Source organism: Micromonospora sp. CA-111912 (assembly GCF_050948415.1).
GTDB lineage: Bacteria > Actinomycetota > Actinomycetes > Mycobacteriales > Micromonosporaceae > Micromonospora.
Map to the genome: position 1 here is coordinate 6,464,551 of NZ_CP192007.1, position 21,448 is coordinate 6,485,998.

Annotated in this window: 19 protein-coding genes and 1 tRNA gene; 5 read left to right on the top strand and 15 right to left on the bottom strand. The window is 70.9% G+C overall.

Going from position 1 to position 21,448, the window contains the following annotated elements:
• Positions 1–10 precede the first annotated feature (10 nt).
• The 3 genes from ACQPZO_RS27380 to ACQPZO_RS27390 all read right to left on the bottom strand — a co-directional run bounded on the left by ACQPZO_RS27380 (position 11) and on the right by ACQPZO_RS27390 (position 3,316).
• A complete protein-coding gene (locus tag ACQPZO_RS27380; protein ID WP_433344765.1) occupies positions 11–883 on the bottom strand; it encodes a DNA adenine methylase in 873 nt (290 codons plus the stop codon).
• Entirely contained in the window at positions 880–2,412 is a 1,533-nt protein-coding gene (locus tag ACQPZO_RS27385) for a hypothetical protein (RefSeq protein ID WP_433344766.1), read from the bottom strand. The genes ACQPZO_RS27380 and ACQPZO_RS27385 overlap by 4 nt, the downstream gene beginning before the upstream one ends.
• Positions 2,413–3,232: 820 nt before the next feature.
• A tRNA-Tyr gene (locus ACQPZO_RS27390) sits at positions 3,233–3,316 on the bottom strand.
• 151 nt (positions 3,317–3,467) lie between these two features.
• Here ACQPZO_RS27390 and ACQPZO_RS27395 point away from each other — a divergent pair.
• Positions 3,468–3,962, top strand: coding sequence for a YajQ family cyclic di-GMP-binding protein (locus ACQPZO_RS27395; protein ID WP_433344767.1), 495 nt, complete (start codon positions 3,468–3,470; stop codon positions 3,960–3,962).
• 398 nt (positions 3,963–4,360) lie between these two features.
• The gene (locus tag ACQPZO_RS27400; protein WP_433344768.1) at positions 4,361–5,800 is read left to right on the top strand and encodes a DUF7507 domain-containing protein; all 1,440 of its coding nucleotides are present in this window, start codon (positions 4,361–4,363) and stop codon (positions 5,798–5,800) included.
• A 75-nt stretch (positions 5,801–5,875) separates the two neighbouring features.
• Here the strand turns inward: ACQPZO_RS27400 and ACQPZO_RS27405 are convergent, their stop codons facing one another.
• The 8 genes from ACQPZO_RS27405 to ACQPZO_RS27440 all read right to left on the bottom strand — a co-directional run bounded on the left by ACQPZO_RS27405 (position 5,876) and on the right by ACQPZO_RS27440 (position 14,842).
• On the bottom strand, positions 5,876–7,135 hold the full coding sequence (locus tag ACQPZO_RS27405) for an MFS transporter (protein ID WP_433344769.1): 1,260 nt from the start codon (positions 7,133–7,135) through the stop codon (positions 5,876–5,878).
• Positions 7,136–7,290: 155 nt separating this feature from the next.
• A complete protein-coding gene (gene htpX, locus ACQPZO_RS27410) occupies positions 7,291–8,169 on the bottom strand; it encodes a zinc metalloprotease HtpX (RefSeq protein WP_387014911.1) in 879 nt (292 codons plus the stop codon).
• A 175-nt stretch (positions 8,170–8,344) separates the two neighbouring features.
• Entirely contained in the window at positions 8,345–9,817 is a 1,473-nt protein-coding gene (locus ACQPZO_RS27415; protein WP_433344770.1) for an NADH-quinone oxidoreductase subunit N, read from the bottom strand.
• 79 nt (positions 9,818–9,896) lie between these two features.
• Complete coding sequence (locus tag ACQPZO_RS27420) at positions 9,897–11,402, bottom strand: complex I subunit 4 family protein (protein WP_433344771.1); 1,506 nt, start codon at positions 11,400–11,402, stop codon at positions 9,897–9,899.
• Positions 11,399–13,306 carry an NADH-quinone oxidoreductase subunit 5 family protein gene (locus ACQPZO_RS27425; RefSeq protein WP_433344772.1) on the bottom strand — a complete coding sequence of 636 codons (1,908 nt, stop codon included), beginning with the start codon at positions 13,304–13,306 and terminating at the stop codon, positions 11,399–11,401. Before ACQPZO_RS27425 ends, ACQPZO_RS27420 begins: the two co-directional genes overlap by 4 nt.
• Entirely contained in the window at positions 13,303–13,683 is a 381-nt protein-coding gene (nuoK, locus tag ACQPZO_RS27430; RefSeq protein ID WP_433344773.1) for an NADH-quinone oxidoreductase subunit NuoK, read from the bottom strand. Before nuoK ends, ACQPZO_RS27425 begins: the two co-directional genes overlap by 4 nt.
• On the bottom strand, positions 13,680–14,219 hold the full coding sequence (locus ACQPZO_RS27435; protein ID WP_433344774.1) for an NADH-quinone oxidoreductase subunit J family protein: 540 nt from the start codon (positions 14,217–14,219) through the stop codon (positions 13,680–13,682). The genes nuoK and ACQPZO_RS27435 overlap by 4 nt, the downstream gene beginning before the upstream one ends.
• Positions 14,216–14,842: a NuoI/complex I 23 kDa subunit family protein gene (locus ACQPZO_RS27440; RefSeq protein WP_433344775.1), complete on the bottom strand. Its 627-nt coding sequence runs from the start codon at positions 14,840–14,842 to the stop codon at positions 14,216–14,218. Before ACQPZO_RS27440 ends, ACQPZO_RS27435 begins: the two co-directional genes overlap by 4 nt.
• Before the next feature lie 105 nt (positions 14,843–14,947).
• Between ACQPZO_RS27440 and ACQPZO_RS27445 the strand changes: the two genes are divergently transcribed.
• The gene (locus tag ACQPZO_RS27445; RefSeq protein ID WP_433344776.1) at positions 14,948–15,523 is read left to right on the top strand and encodes a Uma2 family endonuclease; all 576 of its coding nucleotides are present in this window, start codon (positions 14,948–14,950) and stop codon (positions 15,521–15,523) included.
• Here the strand turns inward: ACQPZO_RS27445 and ACQPZO_RS27450 are convergent.
• Positions 15,504–15,926: an ester cyclase gene (locus ACQPZO_RS27450; protein ID WP_433344777.1), complete on the bottom strand. Its 423-nt coding sequence runs from the start codon at positions 15,924–15,926 to the stop codon at positions 15,504–15,506. The genes ACQPZO_RS27445 and ACQPZO_RS27450 overlap by 20 nt on opposite strands.
• Before the next feature lie 146 nt (positions 15,927–16,072).
• On the opposite strand from ACQPZO_RS27450, the gene ACQPZO_RS27455 reads away from it, so the two are divergent.
• Positions 16,073–17,110 carry a glutathione S-transferase family protein gene (locus ACQPZO_RS27455; RefSeq protein WP_433344778.1) on the top strand — a complete coding sequence of 346 codons (1,038 nt, stop codon included), beginning with the start codon at positions 16,073–16,075 and terminating at the stop codon, positions 17,108–17,110.
• Between the two features lie 174 nt (positions 17,111–17,284).
• Here ACQPZO_RS27455 and ACQPZO_RS27460 read toward each other — a convergent pair whose 3' ends face one another.
• Together ACQPZO_RS27460 and ACQPZO_RS27465 are read right to left on the bottom strand one after the other, a co-directional pair.
• Positions 17,285–18,247: a complex I subunit 1/NuoH family protein gene (locus ACQPZO_RS27460; RefSeq protein WP_350882085.1), complete on the bottom strand. Its 963-nt coding sequence runs from the start codon at positions 18,245–18,247 to the stop codon at positions 17,285–17,287.
• A complete protein-coding gene (locus ACQPZO_RS27465; RefSeq protein ID WP_433344779.1) occupies positions 18,247–19,008 on the bottom strand; it encodes an NADH-quinone oxidoreductase subunit C in 762 nt (253 codons plus the stop codon). Before ACQPZO_RS27465 ends, ACQPZO_RS27460 begins: the two co-directional genes overlap by 1 nt.
• Positions 19,009–19,062: 54 nt before the next feature.
• Between ACQPZO_RS27465 and ACQPZO_RS27470 the strand changes: the two genes are divergently transcribed.
• Positions 19,063–20,109 (top strand): glucose 1-dehydrogenase, encoded by a 1,047-nt coding sequence (locus ACQPZO_RS27470; RefSeq protein ID WP_433344780.1) that lies wholly within the window; start codon positions 19,063–19,065, stop codon positions 20,107–20,109.
• 18 nt (positions 20,110–20,127) lie between these two features.
• Here ACQPZO_RS27470 and ACQPZO_RS27475 read toward each other — a convergent pair whose 3' ends face one another.
• Positions 20,128–21,444 (bottom strand): DUF2252 domain-containing protein, encoded by a 1,317-nt coding sequence (locus ACQPZO_RS27475; RefSeq protein ID WP_433344781.1) that lies wholly within the window; start codon positions 21,442–21,444, stop codon positions 20,128–20,130.
• Positions 21,445–21,448: the final 4 nt, after the last annotated feature.

The following is a 21,448-nucleotide window of genomic DNA, read 5'->3' on the forward strand; positions in this document are numbered from 1 at the left end:
AACAAGCCCCTCACGAGACCCATGCCCCTTCGCGATTCGATGACACCGCCAGGTCCTCCACTTTAAGGTTTTCGCTAAACAGCATAAACTCGCGGCCAACCTTCTGGGTCTGAGCGGTGTGCGAGATGCTATACCTGAGGCACCTATGCGACGGGTAAAGATTTCGTACACGCTCGTCAACATCGTAGGTCAAAATCCAGGGATGCCGAATCCGCGCAAGCGCTACCGCCAGCTTCTTGTGATCCTCCCACGAGTGAGCGCTCATGTAGAGCTCCTCGCCTTTCACAAGATATGGCGGATCGACGTACAGGAGCGTCGACTTAGAGCGACGCGAGACGGCCGAAATAAATTCGAGGGCGGGCTTCTGCGTGACAGCTATTCGTTTTGCCAACTTCTGAATGTGGCGAATCCGTGATGCCAGCCCCTCCCGGTTGAACCGCGCATCTATCTTCCAATTTCCGGCCTGAGAAAGGCCGCCAATAGGTCGAGCCGTAAGAATTCCCGACCTATTGCAGCGATTTAGGAAGAACGTAGAGAAACCGAGATCGAAATCTTCCTTTCCCGTTGGGTCAAGGTAGGTAGCCCGGTGCAAATGCCAAGATTCGAGGCTAACTTCTTCCATCATGATCCGGTCGACGAACTCGTCTGCTTGACCGAGGACTGCGCGCCAGAACGCCGCTATCCCCGGGTTTAAGTCGTTGATGAGAAGCCGATCGATGTAGCCTTCAGAAAGAAGAAAGAGGCCAGCACCAGCACCGCCAGCATATGGCTCAGCGTAAGTAGTTGTCGAGCCCTGCTGGCTCGCAAGGACTCTCGCGAAGAAGGGACCTAACTTGGCCTTCCCACCCGGGTACCTAAGCGGAGAGATGAAAGCGGTTTTCACAAAGCACCGTCCACGCGTTCGAGGAACGGACGGAAAGTCGCGCTATATCGGCGAGCCAAGTGAGGATCCGGATTTACATCCGGGTTATGCACGAATCCATTCAGATACTCCATCCCAAGGCCAGACGCATCTAGGTAAGCCTGCTCTAGCGACTTGTCCCTCTTAAAGTGATCCTCAATCTTGGGATCCAAGAAACGAAGCATCGCCATAATCTTCTTTTTGAGACTCTCGCGCTCTTGTGCTCCTGATAACGCAAGGGCCTCAGAGTTGGAAACTGAAAGCTCAACAAGTATTCGCATCATAATGCAGGCAACGCCCGGAACTTCCTCGACTTCAAGCGTCCGGCATTCCTTTAGGAGCTTCTGCACCCGGTAGGGATGATTGGGAAGTTTTAATCCCTGAAGTAAGTACTTTTCAGGCTTGGCCTCAGCCTTCCCTCTCGGCTGCGCACTGGACGGGCTGGCGTCAGTGCTAGAGGACTTGGCGCTTTGAGGCGGGTTGCCCTCGTCTCCCCTGCCGCTTGCTGCATCGCCGCTGGCCCAGCCCCCGCCTGGGCCACTATGGCTGGCGTTGCCGCCACCCGCGCCGCTGTTGCCGCTCTCAGCCTCTTGTGGAGGAGATTGATGCGTTGAACCTCGGTCCCCGTCTCCCGATGGCGGATCAGCGAGTCTGAAAGGATGAGGGGCTGCGTCAGAATCGCGCGGCAAAAGGTCACCGACAGACCTAAGAGCAGCTGCTCGTATTTCCTTGTTCTTATAGGCATCGACTGATTTATCGAGTATGAAGGAGAACGCCCACCAAAGAAAGGGGCGCAGCGCTTCACGACTGTGATGCACGAGGAGCCTCCGCCCGCGTGGATCGTCGCCGCCATCCGCCTGTATCGCAAAATGTAGTCTATCTAGCACATCGGGCGAGAAGAAACGCCCAATGTTGGTCAGCTTATCGCGGCTAGCTTGGCCGATGATTTCGATCATATCCGTGTCTGCCGCGTACGCCTCTCGAAGCTCGTCCGCAATAGTCATCGCCCGAGTAGTCCCGGAGTCGACTGACTTGTTGTTACGTCTGCGATGGTTCGCAGACTGGCCTGCGCTCCAACGCTTTACGCCTCGACCGTTATTCTCGCCCGTATGCCGTAGCACAATCCAGTAATCTGCTTCCTCTCGACTAGAAGCAACGAGGGTGAAGACGGTTTTTGGAGGGATGCCCAAGGCTGCGGCTCGCCGAAACGATTTCTGATGGGCTTCATCATCAGCTAAAACCGGGTCAGACATTAGTTTAAGCGCAGCGAAACGCCGGTTACCCTCCAGGACCAAGTACTTCGGGCCGATCTTGATGGCGATTGGCAGTTCAGCCGGATTCGTCTGACCGGACCGGGCCATGTCGCGCGCCAGAGCAACCAGATCTTCTGCGTCGTCGTCGAGGAGAAGGTTGATCGCCTCCCGATCGCTGGTCGTGCCGTCTGGGAGCCGGGGGTTCTCCCGGTCAAGAATGACCTGCGATGGACGCAAATACAGATACTTGTGGGCCACCGGTTGCTCCTCGTCAGCGTTTCGCCGATAGTATCGGCAAACATCGACTTTTGCACAGTGGACAGACGGCGGCTGCTCGACTAGGACTGACCGATGGCCGAGCGGTGACGATACCAATCAGGAGTACGGTTGACCAAGGCCCTAAGCGGTAGAACTCGACAACCAGGCGACGAAGCTGGACTAGCGTCAACTGAGCTTGACCAGCAGCCCCGCACAAGTGGTGAACCCGTCCGCCAGTAAGAGCACCGGATCCGCAGCAATAGGTACGTCTTACAGGCTATATGCGAGATCCCCGATGCCGCAGAGCCACATTCGACGACGACGACTGCCGACTTACTCTGTTCTGGATCAAGGCGCCGCGCTCCGCGCGGCGCGGGCGGGAAGCCGGCCGGCGGCAATCCGCCCCGGCCGCCTCCGGCGCCGGGGCGGTGAGCCACCGACACCCGCCGGCCGCCGCCCCTACGGCAACTCAGACGCCTCGACGACCACCAGGCGGTACGGAAGCCGAACAAGTCGACCAGATCGCGCCTCAGGGCTTCCGACTGCCGCGCCAGTCCAACCCCGGGACTGACTTGCCACCGGCCCGCCCATCGCAGCCAAGTCACACCCGACGCGTCCCCTCAGCCGCCCACAGCCCGCCCGGCTGAGTCGACCCCGCCGCTCCCACCAGTCCCAGCCCAAGAAGGCTCAGCGACAAGATCGACCTGCCCACCATCTGCCCACAACCAGTCGTGATCGGCTGGACCGAGCCGGACTCGGCCGGACAAACGAAAACAACCCCCGATCAGCATCTCTGCTGGTCAGGGGCTGTAACCGCACCTGGTGGCGGGTGAAGGATTCGAACCTTCGAAGCTTTCGCGACGGATTTACAGTCCGCTCCCATTGGCCGCTCGGGCAACCCGCCAGGGCGTCGCCACCGCGCCGTGCGCGGCAGCGGAGCCAAGGATAGCGGTTACTCCCGGGTCCGGCGCAACCGGGTACCGTCAGGGGGTCGTGCCGCTGGTCGGCGGGCGACGCGTACGAGCACTGACCGCCCGGACAGCAGGAGCATGAGCATGGCAGCGAATCCGTCGTTCGACATCGTGAGCAAGGTCGACCGGCAGGAGGTCGACAACGCGCTCCGCCAGACGGAGAAGGAGCTCGCGACGCGGTTTGACTTCCGGGGCACCGGCGCGGAGATCTCCTGGTCGGGCGAGGAGGCGATCAGCCTCCAGGCGGAGACCGAGGAGCGGGTCCGGGCGGCCCTGGACGTCTTCAAGGAGAAGCTGGTCAAGCGGAACATCTCGCTGAAGTCCCTCGACGCCGGCGATCCGCGTCCCTCCGGCAAGATCTTCAAGATCGACGCCAAGGTGATCCAGGGCATCGACTCGGACAAGGCCAAGGTGATCAGCAAGAAGATCCGGGACGAGGGCCCCAAGGGCATCCAGGCGCAGATCCAGGGCGACCAGCTCCGGGTCACCGGCAAGAAGAAGGACGACCTCCAGGCCATCATCGCCCTGCTCAAGGGTGATGAATTCGGCGTCGCCCTTCAGTTCACCAACTACCGCTGACGCGGTGGCGACCGGCCGCCGTCCTGGGGGGCCGGCCGCCGCCCTCGGTACGCGGCGGCAACTGCGCGCCCGGCACTCACCGAAGGCTCTGCTAGCGAGTACCGCATTCCCGCCGATCCAGCTTCTGAGCCAAATCGACACGGGTCGGGACGGAGGCTGTAGCCCGTGTCGCCGGTCGGGGCCTCGGGGGCCTTTGGTCCGGTGCCGACAGGCTCGCCGCGCACGAAACTCACGCCGTGGACAGCCGTCCTTGACACCTGGATGGGGCAGCCGAGGCGATTTGGTGGCAGAAGGTCACCTTTTTCCATCTAGCGGGGGATTTCACCTTCCCCTGCGTGACGCGCATCTTTTACTACTCGTTGCCCCCCTTGTCAACAGTCCACGACACGGGGGAACACATGAGCAAGACCTCTTCGCCGCGCATACGGGCCGGCATCCGCGTACGACTGGCCGCCTTCACGATGCTGGCCGGCGGCCTGATGCTCGCGGCGGGTTCGCCGGCCGTTGCGGCACCGCCGATCAGCATCGACCCGGGCAACGTGCCGACTACGGCAGCCCAGTTCGCCCAGAACTGCGACCCCAAGCTCGGCGGTGGGCCCTTCCCGAACGAGGACGCGTGGGTTTTCAACCTGCCGGGCAACCCGCACACCAGCGGCGCATTCCAGTCGGTCACGGCGACGTTCAGCACGCCGAGCGGCACCGTCACGAGGACGATCCCCACCGCTCCCAACAGCGCCATCGTCAATGACATGGGCACCAGCAAGGCGTGGATCCGGCTCCCGGCCGGCGGGACGCTCACCGGCGCCAGCGCGGTGCTGGGCTCCGGAAGCGCACGCTCCTTCGAGCTCGCCAACACCTGTGGGGCGAGGCGACCGGCGGAACTGAAGCTGGGGCTGACCAAGACCGGCACCCCGGCCACCGGCGTACAGGCCGGTGACGAGGTCACCTACACCTACACGGTGACGAACCAGAACACGCACACGACCTACCCGATCACCGTCACCGACATCACCGTCACCGACGATACGGTCACCGGCATCACCTGCCAGGCCACGTCGCTCCCGCCGGGGGCGAGCACCACCTGCACCGGCACGTACACCGTCACGAAGACTGACGTGACCAAGGGCAAGATCGTCAACACCGCCCAGGCTGCCGGGTTGTTCCACAGGCAGAAGGTGCTGTCCGACTACGCGACGTTCACCGTTACCACCGAGCCGGTCCCGCCGAAGCAGGTCAGCCTGTCGATCGACAAGAAGGCCCGGGTCGAGTCGGACTGCCGCAAGAAGTGTGAGAACGACGGTTTCGCGGCCAAGGGCGACAAGATCTTCTACACCTACCGGGTGACCAACACCGGCACGGTCGCCATCACCGACGTATCCGTCCGCGACCGGATCGCCGGTCGGGTGGTCTGCAACAGCGCCACGCTGGCACCGGGCACGAGCACCGACTGCCACGCCGTCAAGCCGCATGTGGTGACGTCGGCCGACGTCAAGGCCGGAAAGGTGGTCAACACGGCCCGCGCCACCGGCAAGTTCTACCGCAGGACCGTGGTCTCCGATCCCGCGACCGTCACCGTCTGCATCCGGGACGGCAAGTACGACCACCGGCACGACGGCAAGGACGACGAGCACGGCAAGGACCACGAGCACGGCAAGGACGGCAAGGACGACGAGCACGGCAAGGGCGACAAGGGCGACAAGGGCAAGGACGAGCAGGAGCTGCCGGTCACCGGCGACAGCTCCGCCGGTGTCCTCTCCCTGGGTGGCGGCCTGCTGGCCGCCGGTGCGCTCCTGCTCGGGGCCAGCCGGATCCGCCGCAAGGTGGGCATCCAGGCCTGATCGGCACGACAGGCGCTCCGGGCACCGCATGCGGTGCCCGGAGCGCCTGCTGGGGAACGAGCCGCCCGGCGGGGCTCAGGCGGCGAGGGTCTGCTCGGCGCGTACCGCCGTGGCCTCGGCCCGGGCGATCGGGCCGGCGGGGAGCGCGGCGACCGTGGCCCCGACGGCGACCGCGGCCCCGGCGAAGAGGAACGCCCAGGACACGCCGCCGCTGTGGTCGACGATCAGCCCGGCCACCGCGCCGCCGGCGGCGCTGGCCGCCACCGACATGGTGACCACCCAGGTGTACGCCTCGTTCAGCATGCCGACGGGGGCGATCCGCCCGACCAGGGTGTTCTCCAGGGTCAACGCGGGTGCGATGGTGGCCCCGCCGACGATCAGGGCGACGCCCAGCGGCAGCGGTCCGGGCATCACCGCGAACACGGCGAAACTGCCGGCGACGGCGGCGAGCAGCCAGGCGAACTGGCGGGTCATGTTCGCCGCCGGCTTGCGGACGCCGAACCAGAACCCGCCGGCTGCGCTGCCGATCCCCCAGACCGCGAGCAACAGCCCGGCCAGGCTCTCCGGGTCGCCGGTCGGCTGGCTCCCGGCGAAGGCCGGCACGATCACCCCGGCGGCGCCGAACGCGATGCCGAGGCTGGCGACGCAGAGCAGCAGTGCGGGGAAGCCGCCGACCCGCAGCGGGCCGAGCCCCTTGGCCTGGTGCTCGTGCGCGTGCGGACGCCAGCCGCGCATCACCCGGCCGAACGCCACGGCGGTGGTACCGACCAGGGTGACCACCGCCGAGCCGATCAGGGCGGCCGTCGCGTCGGCGAACAGGACGAACGCGGCCACCAGCAGCGGACCGAGCACGAAGACCACCTCGAAGAGCGTGGTCTCCGCGGCCAGGGCGGTGTTGCGTAGGTGGTACCGGCCGGAGGCGGGGCCGGTCAGGTCGTTCCAGGCCCCCCGGAGCGCGGCGGTCAGCGGCGGGTACGTGGCGCCGGCAACCCCGGAGGCCACGTAGATCAGGGCCAGGTTGCCGGCGTCGGAGCGGCTCGCCATGAGCAGGCCGGACAGCGCGAGGGGGTGGGCGACGGCGGTGGCCAGCAGCACCGGCGTCGGGCCGACCCGGTCGGCTACCCGGCCGGCGATCGGGCTCAGCGCGGCGCTGGAGAGGGCGTAGATGCCGCCGGCGACCGCGGCGAGGGAGTACCGCCCGGTCACCTGTTCCACGACGAGCAGCAGCGCCAGCGGCGTCATGCCGATCCCGAGCCGGCCGATGACGCCGAGGACGAGCAGCATCGGCGCGCCCGGGATCCGCCAGACGCCCAGGTACTGGCGCAGTCCGGCCACGGGGAACCTCCAAAGGTGTAATGAGCGGAAGACGTTGCGACCCTAACGCCGCGACTGCCGGGAGTGCACCGGGTATGGCCGGCGTCTCTTCGCGTACACGACGATCCGCCCGGGCCCGGTGGGACCGGGCGCGGGCGGATCGGGTGGTACGGGCGTCAGCGCTGGAACTGCACCGGGCCGGCGCTGGCGGCCATCTGCTCCAGCCGGGCGACCCGCTCCTCCATCCGGGGGTGGGTGGAGAAGAGCGCGGCGATACCGCCGCCCCGCTTGAACGGATTGTCGATCATCAGGTGGGCGGTGCTGGTGAGCTGTCCCTGGGCCGGCAGCGGCCGGGCCTGGGTGCCCATGTGGATCTTCTTCAGGGCGCTGGCCAGGGCCAGTGGGTCCCCGGTGAGGCGGGCACCGGACGCGTCGGCCTGGAACTCCCGGCTGCGGCTGATCGCCAACTGGATCACGGTGGCCGCGATCGGGCCGAGGATCAGGGTGAGCAGCAGCACGGCCGGGTTGGGGCGGTCCTCGTCGTCGGAGGAGCCGAGCGGGATGAACCACGCCAGGTTGGCCAGCATGGTGATGATGCCGGCGAGACCGGCCGCCACGCTGGAGATGAGAATGTCCCGGTTGTAGACGTGTGACAGCTCGTGCCCGATCACCCCACGCAGCTCGCGGTAGTCGAGGACCTCGGTGATGCCCTGGGTGACGCAGACCGCCGCGTTGGCCGGGTTGCGGCCCGTGGCGAACGCGTTGGGCTGTGAGGTGGGGCTGACGTACAGGCGGGGCATCGGCTGCCGGGCCTCGGTGGCCAGCTCGCGGACCATCCGGTACAGCTCGGGGAACTGTGCCTCGGTGACCGGTTGCGCCTTCATCGAGCGCAGCGCGAGCTTGTCGGAGTAGAAGTAGGTCACGCCGTTCATCACCAACGAGATGACGACGGCGATGACGAGCCCGCCGCTCCCGCCGAACCAGTAGCCGACCGCGAGGATCAGCGAGGTCAACAGGCCGAGCAGCGCTGCGGTCTTCAGACGGTTGTGATGCACGATCGCTCCTTCGGTGCGCGGATCACGCGGGACCCGCTGACCGGTCCAACAAAACCGGTACCCACCAACCATCCGCCTAATGACTGTGAGTTACCTGTAAAGACTGAGCGACTACTGAGCCCCAGGTCAGGAGCGAACCGCCCAGGCCGCGCCCGGGGGCGTGATCTACGCAGGGTCAGCGGGCCGCGAGGTCCAGCACGAGCTGCGGGGCGAAGCCGACGACCAGCGCGACGCCGGTGGCGGCGGCGAGCGCGACGGCGACCGCTCCGGCCGGGCGGGCGGGGACGGGCGTGACGTCGGCCGACGGGGCGTACAGCAGGGCGGCGACGCGGAGGTAGTACGCGAGGCCGATCACCGCGTTCACCGCCACGACCAACGCCAGCCAGGCCGCGCCCCCGTCCAGCAGGGCCCGGACCACCGTCACCTTCGCGAAGAGGCCGGCCAGCCCCGGCGGGAGACCGGCCAGCCCGACCAGGGCCAACGCGAACGCGGCCCCCACCCAGGGCCGCCGCCGGGCCGCGCCGCGCAGCTCGACGAGGGTGCCGCCGTCGGCGTCGGCCGGCCGCAGCGCCACCAGCGCCGCGAACGCGGCCAGCTCCAGCACCACGAAGAAGACCGCGTACGCGACGGCGGCGGCGTACGCGGCGGCACGCACGTCGGCGGTGCGGCCGGCGGCCAGCGCGAGCGCGCCGAGCGGGGCGAGAATGTAGCCGGCCTGGGCCACCGACGACCAGGCGAGCAGCCGGACCGCCCGGCGCTGGCGCAGCGCCACCAGGTTACCCACGGTCATGGTGAGCACGGCGAGCCCGGCGAGCACCGGGCCGGTCACCTCCGCCGGCAGGGCCCGCTGGACCACCGCGAGCAGGGCCACCACCCCGCCGAGCTTCGAGGCGGTCGACAGGTACGCCGCCACCGGCAGCGGCGCGCCGTCGTAGGTGGCCGGGGCCCAGGCGTGGAACGGCACGGCGGCCACCTTGAACGCCAGCCCGAGCAGGACCAGCGCCACGGCCGCCGTGGTCAGCGGCACGTCCAGCAGGTCGGGGCGCTCGGCGAACAGCGTGCCGACCCGGCCCAGGTGCAGTCCGCCGGTGACCGCGTAGAGCAGGGCCGCGCCAAGCAGGGTGAGGGTGGTGGCGACCACGCTCACCACGAAGAACGTCACCGCCGCCTCGGCGCTGGCGAGGCTCCCCCGGCGCAGGCCGACGAGCACGTACAGCGGCAGGGTCAGCGTCTCCAGCGCGACGATCAGGGTGATCAGGTCGCCGGCCGCGCCGAGCACCACGCCGCCGGTCATCGAGCAGGCGAGGAGGAAGCAGTACTCGCCCACCGGCGACCGGCCGGCGCGCAGCAGCGGCCCGGACAGCGCCAACACCCCGAGGGTGAGCAGGGCGAACAGTGCCCCGACCAGGGCGGCCCGGCCACCGAAGACGTACGAACAGTCGGTGCCGACGCAGAACGTCGAACGCTCGCCGCCCGCCCCGACGACGGCGCAGCCGACCACGGTGGCGACCGACCCGGTGGCGGCCACCGCCACCGTCGCGGCGGCCCGCGCCACCAGCAGATCGATCAGCAGCACCAGGACGGCCGTGCCGGCCGCGAGGTACGCCGGGAGCAGCGCCACGCTGTCGACGCTCTGCACCACACTCATCTGAGCCCGCTCTCGTTCACGACTGCGAGGCTCCGCTCCGCCGCACTCCTCGCGCTCACGCGCACCTCCGCCACGGGGCTCATGGCAGGACCGCCACCAGGGCGGCCACCGGGTCGGCGGCGACGCCGAGGACCAGTGCGGGGGCCAGGCCGACGGCGAGGGCGAGCAGCACCAGCGGGGCCCACGCGGTCAGTTCGGCGGCGGCGAGGCCGGGGGCGACCCGGCCGACCGCGGGGCTGGGCCGGCCGTGGGTGACCCGGCGCAGCAGCCGCAGCAGGTACGCGGCGGTCAGCGCGCCGCCGACCGCCGCCAGCACGCCCAGGACGGTCCAGAACACCCCGCCCCGCCCAATCGCGGCGACCACGGCGAACGCCTCGCCCCAGAACCCGGCCAGGCCGGGCAGGCCCAGCGAGGCGACGGCGGCGAAGCCAAGCAGCCCGGCTAGCCGGGGCGCGGTCTCCCGCAACCCGGACAGCTCTGCGAGCTCCCCGGTGCCCGACCGGTCCTTGACCGCCCCGGCCAGGAAGAAGAGCAGTCCGGTGATCACCCCGTGCGCGATGTTGCCGATCAGCGCGGCCTGAATGCCGGTGGCGGTCAGGGTGGCCACCCCGAGCAGCACGAACCCCATGTGCCCGACGCTGGAGTACGCGATCAGCCGCTTCAGCTCGCTCTGCGCGAGGCAGACCAGGGAGCCGATCAGGATCGCCGCGACGGCGAGCACCCCGAGCACCGGGGCGGCCCAGCGGGCCCCCTCCGGCGCCACCCCGACGGCGACCCGGACCAGCCCGTACGTGCCCATCTTGAGCAGCACCCCGGCGAGCACGACGCTGCCGACGGTGGGCGCCTGGGTGTGCGCGTCGGGCAGCCAGGAGTGCAGCGGCCAGAGCGGGCTCTTCACCGCAAACGCCAGCCCGAACAGGGTGAACGCGGCGAGCTGGGTGCCCCGGGGAAGCCCGGCCCCGCCGGTCAGCGCGACGAGGTCGGCGGTGCCGGCGGCGGCCACCACGACGTACACGCCGACCAGCAGCAGCACCGAGCCGAGCAGGGTGTAGAGGGCGAACTTGCGCGCCGCCCGCCGCCGGTCCGGGCCGCCCCAGCCGGCGATGATCGCGTACATGGGGAGCAGGACGACCTCGAAGAAGCAGAAGAACAGCACCAGGTCGAAGGCGAGGAAGGTGCCGAGGATGCCGACCTCGACCACCAGCAGCAGCGCCACGAGGGCCCGGCCGCTGCCGCCGCCGGCGGGCACCTTCCACACCGTGTACGAGCAGCAGAGCAGGGTGAGCAGCGCGGTCAGCACCACCAGGGGGTACGAGATGCCGTCCACGCCCAGGTGGAAGCGCAGGTCGAGGCCGGGCACCCAGGGCAGGTCGAGCTGGTGCCAGGGCCGCACGGCCGGCGCCGGCCCGTAGCCGGTCCACAGGTGATCGCCGGCCACCAGCCACACCGTGGCGAGCAGGGTCAGCCCGGCCGCCGCCGTGCCGACCAGGCGGGCCGCCCGGTCCCCGGGGACGACGGCGACCACGGCCGCGCCGACCGCCGGCACGGCCAGCGCCGCGACGAGCAGGACCTGTCCGAGCGTCATGCGGCCCCTCCGATCAGCACGGCGGCCAGCCCGATCAGCAGCGCGCCGGCCAGCACCCCCGCCACCGCCCGGGGCAGCGCGGCGCGGTGCAGCCCGGCCAGTGCCCCGCCGAGGCCGCGCGCGCCTCGGGCGGTGCCCTCCACCGCGCCGTCGACCACCGACTCGTCGACCGCGCGGGCGGCCCGGGCCAGGGCGACCACCGGGCGTACGACGAGGGCACGCTGGACGTCGTCGAGCCGGAAGCCGGCGGCGAACAGCGGCCCCAGCGGGCCCAGCGCGCGGGCCGGGTCGGCGGCCCGGTCCCGCCGCCAGCCGGCCCAGGCCAGCCCCGCGCCGAGGGCCAGCAGGGCCAGTGGCAGCAGCAGCGCCGGGCCGAGGTGCACCAGCTCCCCCTCGTCGACGGCGAGCCGGTCGGTGAACGGGGGCAGGAACGCGGCCAGCCCGAGCAGGGCGGCCGGGACGGCGAGCAGCAGCACCGGCCAGCGCATCAGCGCGGGCGGGTCGTGCGGATGGACCAGCGGCATCCGGGTCTCGCCGAGGAACGCGCGCAGCAGCAGCCGGGTGGCGTACCAGGCGGTGACCGCGACGCCGGCCAACCCGGCCAGCCAGACCAGCCAGCCCACCCAGGCGGGGGCCGGGCCGGCCCCGTCCAGCGCGGCGGCCTCGGCGGCGGCGAGCACGCCGTCCTTGCTCCAGAAGCCGGACAGCGGGGGGACGCCGGCCAGCGCGCCGAGGCCGACCGCCGTGCACCAGAAGGTCACCGGCATGGTGGCGCGCAGGCCGCCCATCCGGGACATCAGGGTGGTGCCGACGGCGTGGATCACCGCCCCGGCGGCGAGGAACAGCAGCGCCTTGAACGCGGCGTGGCTGAGCAGGTGGAACAGCGCGGCGGTGGGTGAGCCGACGGCGAGCGCACCGGTCATGTAGCCGATCTGGGAGACCGTGGACCAGGCCAGCACCCGCTTGAGATCGTCCTGGGCGGTGGCGGCGAGCGCGCCGAGCAGCAGGGTGACCGCGGCCATCACCCCGAGCACGGCGAGCGCGGTCGGGGCCCGCTCGAACAGCGGATAGAGCCGGGTGACCGCGTACACGCCGGCCGCGACCATGGTGGCTGCGTGGATCAGCGCGGAGACCGGGGTCGGGCCGGCCATCGCGTCGGGCAGCCAGGTGTGCAGCGGGAACTGGGCGCTCTTGCCGGCCACCCCGGCGAGCAGCAGCAGGCAGGCGGTGGTCAGCAGGCCGGCGGAGTGATCGTGGGCGAGCACGTCGGCGATCCGGAAGCTGCCCGCCGAGACGCCGAGCACCGCGATGCCGAGCAGGAAACCGACGTCGCCCACCCGGGTGACCAGGAACGCCTTCATCGCGGCGGCCGGCGCCTCGGGCAACCGGCGGTCGTGGGCGATGAGCAGGTAGGAACAGAGGCCCATCACCTCCCAGCCGACCAGCAGCATGATCAGGTCGCCGGCGACCACCACCAGCAGCATCGCGGCGGTGAAGAGGCTGATCTGCGCCGCGTACGGCGGGTAGCGGTGGTCGACCTCGACGTCGTCGTGCGGGCCCCGTTTCAGGTAGCCGACGGAGTAGACCTGCACCGCGAGGGCCACCGCCGCGACGGCGACCGCGACCAGGGCGGCGGCCCCGTCGAGCCGGACCCCGAGGGTGACCCGCAGCCCGCCCAGGTCGACCCAGGTGGTCGAGGTCTCCACCGGCTGTCCGACGCGGACCAGCAGGACGACCGCGATCAGCAGCGCCCCGGCCGCCCCGGCCACGCCCAGCCCGATCGCGGCCCGCCGGGCCGAATCCTGCCCGGTGGTCGCGCCGCGCGGCGAGGGCGGCAGCAGCAGCCCCACCAGGCCCGCCACCAGGGGTACGGCCGGCAGCAGCGCGCCGAGCAGGCCGGTCACCGGATCACCCCGCCGGCCGACGCGCCCGGGGTCGCCGCCGCACCCGCCCCGGGAGTCGGCTCGACCAGCGGCGGCTCGGTCAGCGGCACCTCGTCGACGGCTACGCTGGCCCGCATGCGGTAGAGCTGGAGCACGATCGCCAGGCCCACGCCGATCTCGGCGGCGGCCAGGACGATCACGAAGAGGGCGAAGACCTGGCCGGCGTGCGGGAGCTGCGCCCGGACCGTGGTGTCGGCGGTGACCAGGACCAGGTTGACCGCGTTGAGCATCAACTCCACCGCCATCAGCACCAGCACCGCGTTGCGACGGCGCAGCACGCCGTACACGCCCAGGCCGAACAGCAGGGCGGCGGTGACGTACGGGATGACGGGCCTCACCGGCGGCCCCCCGCCGTCGGCGCCGGCCGGTCGGCCGCTGGGCGGCCGATGTCGGGGCGGGAGAGCACGATCGCGCCGACCAGGGCGGCCAGCAGCAGCACGGAGAGCACCTCGAACGGCAGCACCCAGGAGCCGAACACCTGCTCGCCGAGGCGCTCGGCAGTGCCCGGCTCGGGCAGGTCGACCTGCGTCCAGCGGAACGCGTCGACCAGCAGGGCGGCCAGCCCGAGGCCGGCACCGCCGCCGATCAGGGCGGCCGGCCAGCCGGGCCGGTCCAGGTCGTCGGAGGCGCCGATCGGGGCGCGGGTCAGCATCACCGCGAACAGCAGCAGCACCACCACGGCACCCACGTAGATCAGCACCTGCACCCAGGCCACCAGCTCGGCGGTGAGCACCAGGAAGAGGCCGGCCACGGCGCCCAGGCAGACCACCAGGTAGAGCCCGGCCCGGACCAGGTGCCGGGTGGTCACCACCAGCGCCCCCGCGCCGACCGCCACCGCGCCGAGGGCGAGCAGCAGCGCGTCCACACCGGTCACGAGGCTGCCCCCGGCTCGGCGGCACCCGGCTCGGCGGCACCCGGGCCGGGGGCGGTGCCGGGCTCGGGGCGTACCCGCGTGGGGGCCGGACGGGCAGCGGGGGCGGCCGGGGCGGCGGCCTTGCGCGCGGCGGTGGTCTCCTCCTTCGCCGGCTCGCCGTTGCGGTCGTGCGCGGGCGGCGGCGGGACGGTGCCCATCCACTCGCCGAGGTGGTCCTTGTCGTGCAGCAGGGTCTTGATGTCGTACTCGGCGTACTCGAACTCCGGCGACCAGTAGAGCGCGTCGAACGGGCAGACCTCGACGCAGATGCCGCAGTACATGCAGAGCGAGAAGTCGATGTCGAACTTGTCGAGCACGTTGCGCTGGCGGGGACGGGCGGCGCCGGGCACCGCCACCTCCTCCTTGTGCGAGTCGATGTAGATGCACCAGTCCGGGCACTCGCGGGCGCAGAGCATGCAGACGGTGCAGTTCTCCGCCAGCAGGGCGATCACGCCCCGGGACCGGGGCGGCAGCTCGGGGGCCACGTCCGGGTACTGCTGGGTGGTCGAGCGGCGGGTCATCGTCTTCAGCGTGACGGCCAGCCCCTTCGCCAGTCCCTCGCCGGGCACGCTCCGCTCGCTCATGCCGTCCATCCTGCCCTGTGCCCCCGGCGCGCGCGACCACCACCCGGCGCGTTGCGGCGGTACGGTGAAGGCGGGGAGAACGACACACCGGGAAGGACCTTTCCGTTGACCGCCGCGCTGCGGGCCGACCAGCCGCCCGAGGGCGGGTGGACGACCGACGACCTCGACGCGCTGCCCGAGGACGGTCGCCGCCGCGAACTGCTCGATGGAGTGCTCCTCGTGCCCCCCTCCCCCACCCGCGTGCACCAGACCATCGCCGGCCGGCTCGGCGTCGCGCTCGAAGAAGACTGCCCCGACGAGTACGACGTCACCCAGGGCGTCGAGGTGCGCATCAACCGCACCCGCTCCTTCATCCCGGACGTGCTGGTCACCACGTCGGTCGCGGCGCGGTGCCACCCGTCGCGGTACGAGGCGCACGAGGTCGTGCTCGCGGTCGAGATCGTCTCCCCCAGCACCCGTTCCATCGACCGGGTGCTCAAGCCCGCCCTCTACGCGCAGGCCGGCATCCCGTACTTCTGGCGGATCGAGGTGGAGGACGACGGGCTGGCCGTCCACACGCACCGGATCGACCCGGTGGACGAGGTCTACGCCGAGACCGGGCGCTGGACGAAGTTCGTGGACACCGGCGAGCCGTTCCCGGTCAACCTGCCGGTCAGCCGGATCACGCCCCGGCACCTGTGACCGGCGGGAGCACCTCGACGCCGAGCTGCTGGAGGAGCTGGAACAGCTCGGTGCAGTGCCACACGTCGGCGATCCGGCCCGCCGGGTCGAAGCGCAGGAACGACGCCCCCGAGAAGCTGACCACCTGACCGGTGGGCGGCACCGGCCCGAACGCGCCGGCCTGGGTGCCGGCGGCCCGCCAGTGCACGGCCACCCGTTCCTCGGACGCCACCACGTCCACGGTCTTGTAGCGCAGGTCCGGGAAGGCCGCCCGCCGCTCCCGGTGCCAGGCCAGCGCGGCCTCCGGGCCGGTCCCGCCCAGCCCCGGGCACTCCGCCGCGACCAGCTCGTACACGGACTCCTCGCGCCGGCCGTTCCACACGTCGGCGATGAAGCGTCGGGCCGCCGCCTCCACATCGTTCACCTGGGCAGCCTAGCCACCAGGGGTAGCGCGGACCCGGGCACGCGGGCGGGCGTCCGGGGGGCCGCGCGGACCCAGGCCCCGCCCCCAGGCCGGAAATCGGCCAAGATGGTACGGACGGGAACGACCGGCGGACACCAGGAGGCGACGTGGGCGACGAGGCAGCGGCGACGACCGACGGGAAGTACGTCGAGCCCGGCAGGGAGTTCACCCGCGACCAGCGGTACATCGCCACCCGGATCACCGCCGACGGGCGGGACGGCTGGCCGGTCGAGCCGGGCCGGTACCGGCTGGCGGTCAGTCGCGCCTGCCCCTGGGCCAACCGGCTGATCATCGTGCGTCGGCTGCTGGGCCTGGAGGACGCCATCTCGATGGCCGTGGCCGGGCCGACCCATGACGCCCGGAGCTGGACGTTCGACCTGGACCCGGGCGGGCGGGACCCGGTGCTCGGCATCGAGCGGCTGGCCGACGCGTACTTCGCCCGGTTCCCCGGGTACGAGCGGGGCATCACCGTGCCGGCGATCGTGGACGAGCCGACCGGGCAGGTGGTCACCAACGACTACGCCCGGATGAGCCTGGACCTGTCGACCGAGTGGACGGCGTACCACCGCGAGGGCGCGCCGGAGCTGTACCCGGAGCGGCTGCGCGACGAGATCGACGAGGTCAACGCGGTCGTCTTCGCCGACGTCAACAACGGCGTGTACCGGTGCGGCTTCGCCGGCAGCCAGAAGGCGTACGAGAAGGCGTACCACCGGCTGTTCGACCGGCTGGACTGGCTGGCCGAGCGGCTGGCCGGGCAGCGGTACCTGGTCGGCGACACGATCACCGAGGCGGACGTGCGGCTGTTCACCACGCTGGTCCGGTTCGACCCGGTCTACCACGGCCACTTCAAGTGCAACCGCCAGAAGCTCACCGAGATGCCGGTGCTGTGGGCGTACGCCCGGGACCTGTTCGCCACGCCCGGGTTCGGCGACACGATCGACTTCGACCACATCAAGCGGCACTACTACGAGGTGCACCGGGACATCAACCCGACCGGGATCGTTCCGCTCGGCCCCGACCTGTCCAACTGGCTCACCCCGCACGGCCGCGAGCAGCTCGGCGGCCGTCCCTTCGGCGACGGCACCCCACCCCCACCCCCGCCCCCCACCGAGCAGGTCCCCCCACCCCACCCCCCACAGCCCTAACCCACCCACCCTCCCTCTCCCCCCGCTCCCGCTCCCGCCCCTGCCCCCTCGCTCCCCCGCGATCTTGCACTTTGGGCCCTCGTGATGCGTCTTTCGCACCTTGTGTCGGGGCCGTAACTGCAAGATCACGGGAAGGAGGGGGTGGGGTGAGGGGGGAGGGGGTGGGGTGGGGGGTTAGAGGGCGAGGCGGACGGCGGCCGTCAGGACGAGTTGGGCCAGGGAGGCCGGGACCAGGACCAGCCAGCAGAGGCGCTGGAGCTGGTCCTCGCGCAGCCGGGGGTACGACACCCGGAGCCAGATGATCACGAACGCGACGGCGAAGACCTTGAGCAGCGTCCACAGCCAGCCGAGGTGCTCGTCGGCGAACGGGCCCTGCCAGCCACCGAGGAAGAGCACGGTGGTCAGCGCGGCGATCACCACGATACCGACGTACTCGGCGAGCAGGAAGAACGCGAAGCGCAGACCGGTGTACTCCGTCATGTACCCGAAGACCAGCTCGGAGTCGGCGATCGGCATGTCGAACGGGGGCCGCCGGATCTCGGCCAGCCCGGCGACAAAGAAGACGATCATCGCGGGCGCCTGCCAGAGCAGCCACCAGGGCCGCCACGCCTCGACGATCCCGGGCAGGCTCAGGGTGCCGGCCGCCATGGCTACCGACGCTGCGGCCAGCACCAGCGGCAGTTCGTAGCCGAGCAGCTGGGCCGCCCCGCGCAGCCCGCCGAGCAGGCTGTACTTGTTGGCCGACGCCCACGCCGACATCAGCACCGCCAGCACGCCCACCCCGACCACGGCCAGCACGAAGAACAGGCCGATGTCCAGCGGCTGCCCGACCAGGTCGCCGGGCCCGAGCGGGATCACCAGCAGGGCGAGCAGGTACGGCACCAGGGCCACCACCGGGGCCAGCCGGAACACCGCCCGGTCCGCCTCGCGCGGGGTGACGTCCTCCTTCTGCACGAACTTGACCCCGTCGGCGACGAGCTGGGCCCAGCCGTGGAAGCCGCCCGCGTACATCGGGCCGAGCCGGCCCTGCATGTGCGCCATCACCTTGTGCTCGGCCTGCCCCACGACCAGCGGCAGGATGAGGAAGGCGGCCAGCACGCCGACCACCCGCAGGACGGCCTCCAACCAGTCGGGCATCAGGCCGTACCTCCGTTCCCGCCGGCGTCGTCGCCCGCCGGACCCGAACCCGAACCCGGGTGGGCCGGTGGCTCGGCCGGGGTGGGGCGCTCGGCGGGGGCGGGGCGGGGCGGGCTTTCCCGGACCGGTCGGGCGGGCGTACCGCCGCGCGGCCCCTCGCCGACCCCGGCCGCGCCGGCGGGCGTCGGCGTCGGCCCCCACTCCCCCGGAGCCGGTACGCCCGGCGGGCGGATCGGGCGCCGGCCACCGCCGGCCCCGGACTCGCCGGGCTCCTTCGCGCCCGGCCAGGGCTTCGCCACCCGGGAGGCGAGCACGAACTCCTTGCGCAGCGGGTGCCCCTCGAACTCCGGCGGCAGCAGCAGCGGCCTCAGCTCGCCGTGCCCGGGGAAGTCGACGCCGAACATCTCGTACGTCTCCCGCTCGTGCCAGGCCGCGCCCGGGTAGAGGTCGACGACCGAGGCCACCCGTGGCTCGTCCCACGGGACCCGGGTGCGCAGCAGCAGGCCGTGCCGGTGACCGGTCGACCAGAGGTGGGACACCACCTCGCAGCCGTCGGCCAGCTGGTCGACGGCGGAGAGCCAGTCGAAGAAGTCGCAGGCCAGGTCCACGTCGTCCCGGGCGGCGGCCAGCGCGTCCCGCCAGCTCGCCGGGGGTACGTCGACGGTGGCCCGGGCGTACGCCTGGCCGCCGGATACCGACGCGGTGGCCTCGACGGGGGCGAGCAGCGCCACCAGCCGCCGGCCGACCTCTTCCGGAGTCATGCCGCTGATCCTATTTCACCGGCGGTGACCGGCCCGGCGGGGAAGGATGAGGTCGTGCGCGCCGTGACTGTCACCCCCGGGGTCCCGAACTCACTGCGCCTGGTGCACGACCATCCCGAGCCGCCCGCCGAGGAAGGCGCGATCCTGGTCGAGGCGCTCGCGGTGGGGATCTGCGGCACCGACCACGAGATCGTCGCCGGGGGCTACGGCGAGGCCCCGCCCGGCGCGTCGACCCTGGTGCTCGGGCACGAGTCGCTGGGCCGGGTGCTGGAGGACCCGGGCGGCACGCTGCAACCCGGCGACCTGGTGGCCGGCATCGTCCGACACCCGGACCCGGTGCCCTGCCCCAACTGCGCAATCGGCGAGTGGGACATGTGCCGCAACGGCAGGTACACCGAGCACGGGATCAAGGCGCTGCCCGGCTTCGCCCGGGACCGGTGGCGGGTGCAGCCGAGGTTCGCCGTCGGCCTGGACCCCGCCCTGGCCCCGGTCGGGGTGCTGCTGGAACCGACCGCGGTGGTGGCGAAGGCGTGGGACCACATCGAACGGATCGGTGCCCGCGCCGAGTGGCAGCCGCAGACGGTGCTGGTCACGGGGGCCGGGCCGATCGGCCTGCTGGCGGCGCTGCTGGCCACCCAGCGCGGGTTCTCCGTGCACGTGCTCGACCGGGCTACCACCGGGCCGAAGCCGAGCCTGGTCAGGGCGCTCGGCGCGACGTACCACACGGAGTCGGTGGCGCAGCTCGACTTCGACCCGGACGTGATCGTCGAGTGCACCGGCGCTCCGGTGGTCGTGCTGGACGCGATGTGCAAGGCCGGGCCGACCGGGATCATCTGCCTGACCGGAATGTCCAGCGGCGGCCGGCGCATCGAATTCGACGCCGGGGCGCTCAACCGGGAACTGGTGCTGGAGAACCACGTGGTGTTCGGCTCGGTGAACGCCAACCGCCGACACTGGGGCCTGGCTGCCGAGGCCCTCGCCCGAGCCGACCCGGCCTGGCTGAATTCGCTGATCACCCGACGGGTGCCGGTGGAGGCGTACACCGAGGCGTACACCTCCACCCCCGACGACATCAAGGTGGTGCTCGACTTCACCGCCTGAGCGGCGGCCGACCGGGCTTCAGATGCCGGGCAGGCGGCCGTTGCGGAACAGGTCGACGAAGAGCTGGTGGTCCTCGCGGGCCCGCAGCCCGTACGCGTGCGAGAACTCGACCAGCCCGGTGGCGAACCCGTCGGGGTCGGCGTCCACGGCGGCGACGATCGCCTCCTCGGTGGAGTAGTCGACCAGGTCGTGGCTGGACTCGTCGTCGGCCACCGAGTGCATCCGGGCCACCGCCCGGCCCAGGTCGGCCAGCACCCCGGCCAGCTCCTCCGGCTCGTTGACGTCCGCCCAGTCCAGGTCGGCCGCGTACGGGGAGACCTCGGCGACGAGCTGGCCGGCCCCGTCCAGCTCGGTGAAGCCCAGCCACGGGTCGGCGTGTGCCTGGAGCGCCCGCTGCGACTCGGCCGTACGGTGCCCCTGGTGCCGGAAGTAGCCGCGCACCCGCTCGTCGTCGATGTGCCGGGCCACCGCGGGCACCTGGGCCTGCTTCATGTAGATGACCACGTCGTTCTCCAGCGCCTGGGTGTGCCCCTCCAGCAGCAGGTTGTACGACGGCAGGCCGGCCGAGCCGATGCCCACTCCCTTGCGCAGCACGACGTCCTTGATGTGCGCGGCGACCGGGCGCAGCCGGGCGGACGACTCGGGCAGGGTGCCCAGGTAGTCCTGGAAGGCGGCGCAGACCTTCGCCCGGGTGTCGTCGTCGATCTCGAAGACCCCGTCGCCGAGGGAGAACCGGCGCTCGTAGTTGTCGACGGTGGTCTGTGCGGAGAGCAGGTCGACCCGGGTGTTGAGCCGGGCCTGCTGGAGCACCCGGCGCAGCACCCCGTCGGCGTTGTCCAGGGTGATCGAGCCGATGGCGTCGTCCCCGCCGGCGGCGATCGCCCCCAGCTCGGTCAGGTACGACCGGGCAAAGCCGGTGACCAGGTCGCTGATCGCCCGGTCGGAGAGCGCCTTGGCGTACCCGAGCAGGGCCACGCTGGCGGCGAGCCGCCTCAGGTCCCAGGAGAACGGCCCGACGTACGCCTCGTCGAAGTCGTTGACGTTGAACACGAGCTGCCCGGAGGCGTTCATGTAGGTGCCGAAGTTCTCGGCGTGCAGGTCCCCGTGGATCCACACTCGGCTGGTCTGCTCGTCCAGGAACGCGTCGTCGGCGAAGTCGCCGCGCTGGTCGGCGTAGAAGAGCGAGGCGCTGCCCCGGTAGAAGGCGAACGGCGAGGCGGCCATCTTGCGGAACTTACGGCGGAACGCTGCGGGATCGAGCGCCATCGAAGCGCCGAACTCCTCGGTGAGCACGTCGACGATGAAGGCGGAACGCTGCTCCGCAGACTGGGTCATGGAC

What these genes read in the sequence shown, in the direction of transcription:
- ACQPZO_RS27395 (WP_433344767.1), top strand. Translation starts at nt 3,468, where the DNA reads ATGGCAGCGAATCCGTCGTTCGACATCGTGAGCAAGGTCGACCGGCAG.
- ACQPZO_RS27400 (WP_433344768.1), top strand. Translation starts at nt 4,361, where the DNA reads ATGAGCAAGACCTCTTCGCCGCGCATACGGGCCGGCATCCGCGTACGA.
- ACQPZO_RS27415 (WP_433344770.1), bottom strand. Translation starts at nt 9,817, where the DNA reads ATGAGTGTGGTGCAGAGCGTCGACAGCGTGGCGCTGCTCCCGGCGTAC.
- ACQPZO_RS27420 (WP_433344771.1), bottom strand. Translation starts at nt 11,402, where the DNA reads ATGACGCTCGGACAGGTCCTGCTCGTCGCGGCGCTGGCCGTGCCGGCG.
- ACQPZO_RS27440 (WP_433344775.1), bottom strand. Translation starts at nt 14,842, where the DNA reads ATGAGCGAGCGGAGCGTGCCCGGCGAGGGACTGGCGAAGGGGCTGGCC.
- ACQPZO_RS27460 (WP_350882085.1), bottom strand. Translation starts at nt 18,247, where the DNA reads ATGCCCGACTGGTTGGAGGCCGTCCTGCGGGTGGTCGGCGTGCTGGCC.
- ACQPZO_RS27465 (WP_433344779.1), bottom strand. Translation starts at nt 19,008, where the DNA reads ATGACTCCGGAAGAGGTCGGCCGGCGGCTGGTGGCGCTGCTCGCCCCC.
- ACQPZO_RS27475 (WP_433344781.1), bottom strand. Translation starts at nt 21,444, where the DNA reads ATGACCCAGTCTGCGGAGCAGCGTTCCGCCTTCATCGTCGACGTGCTC.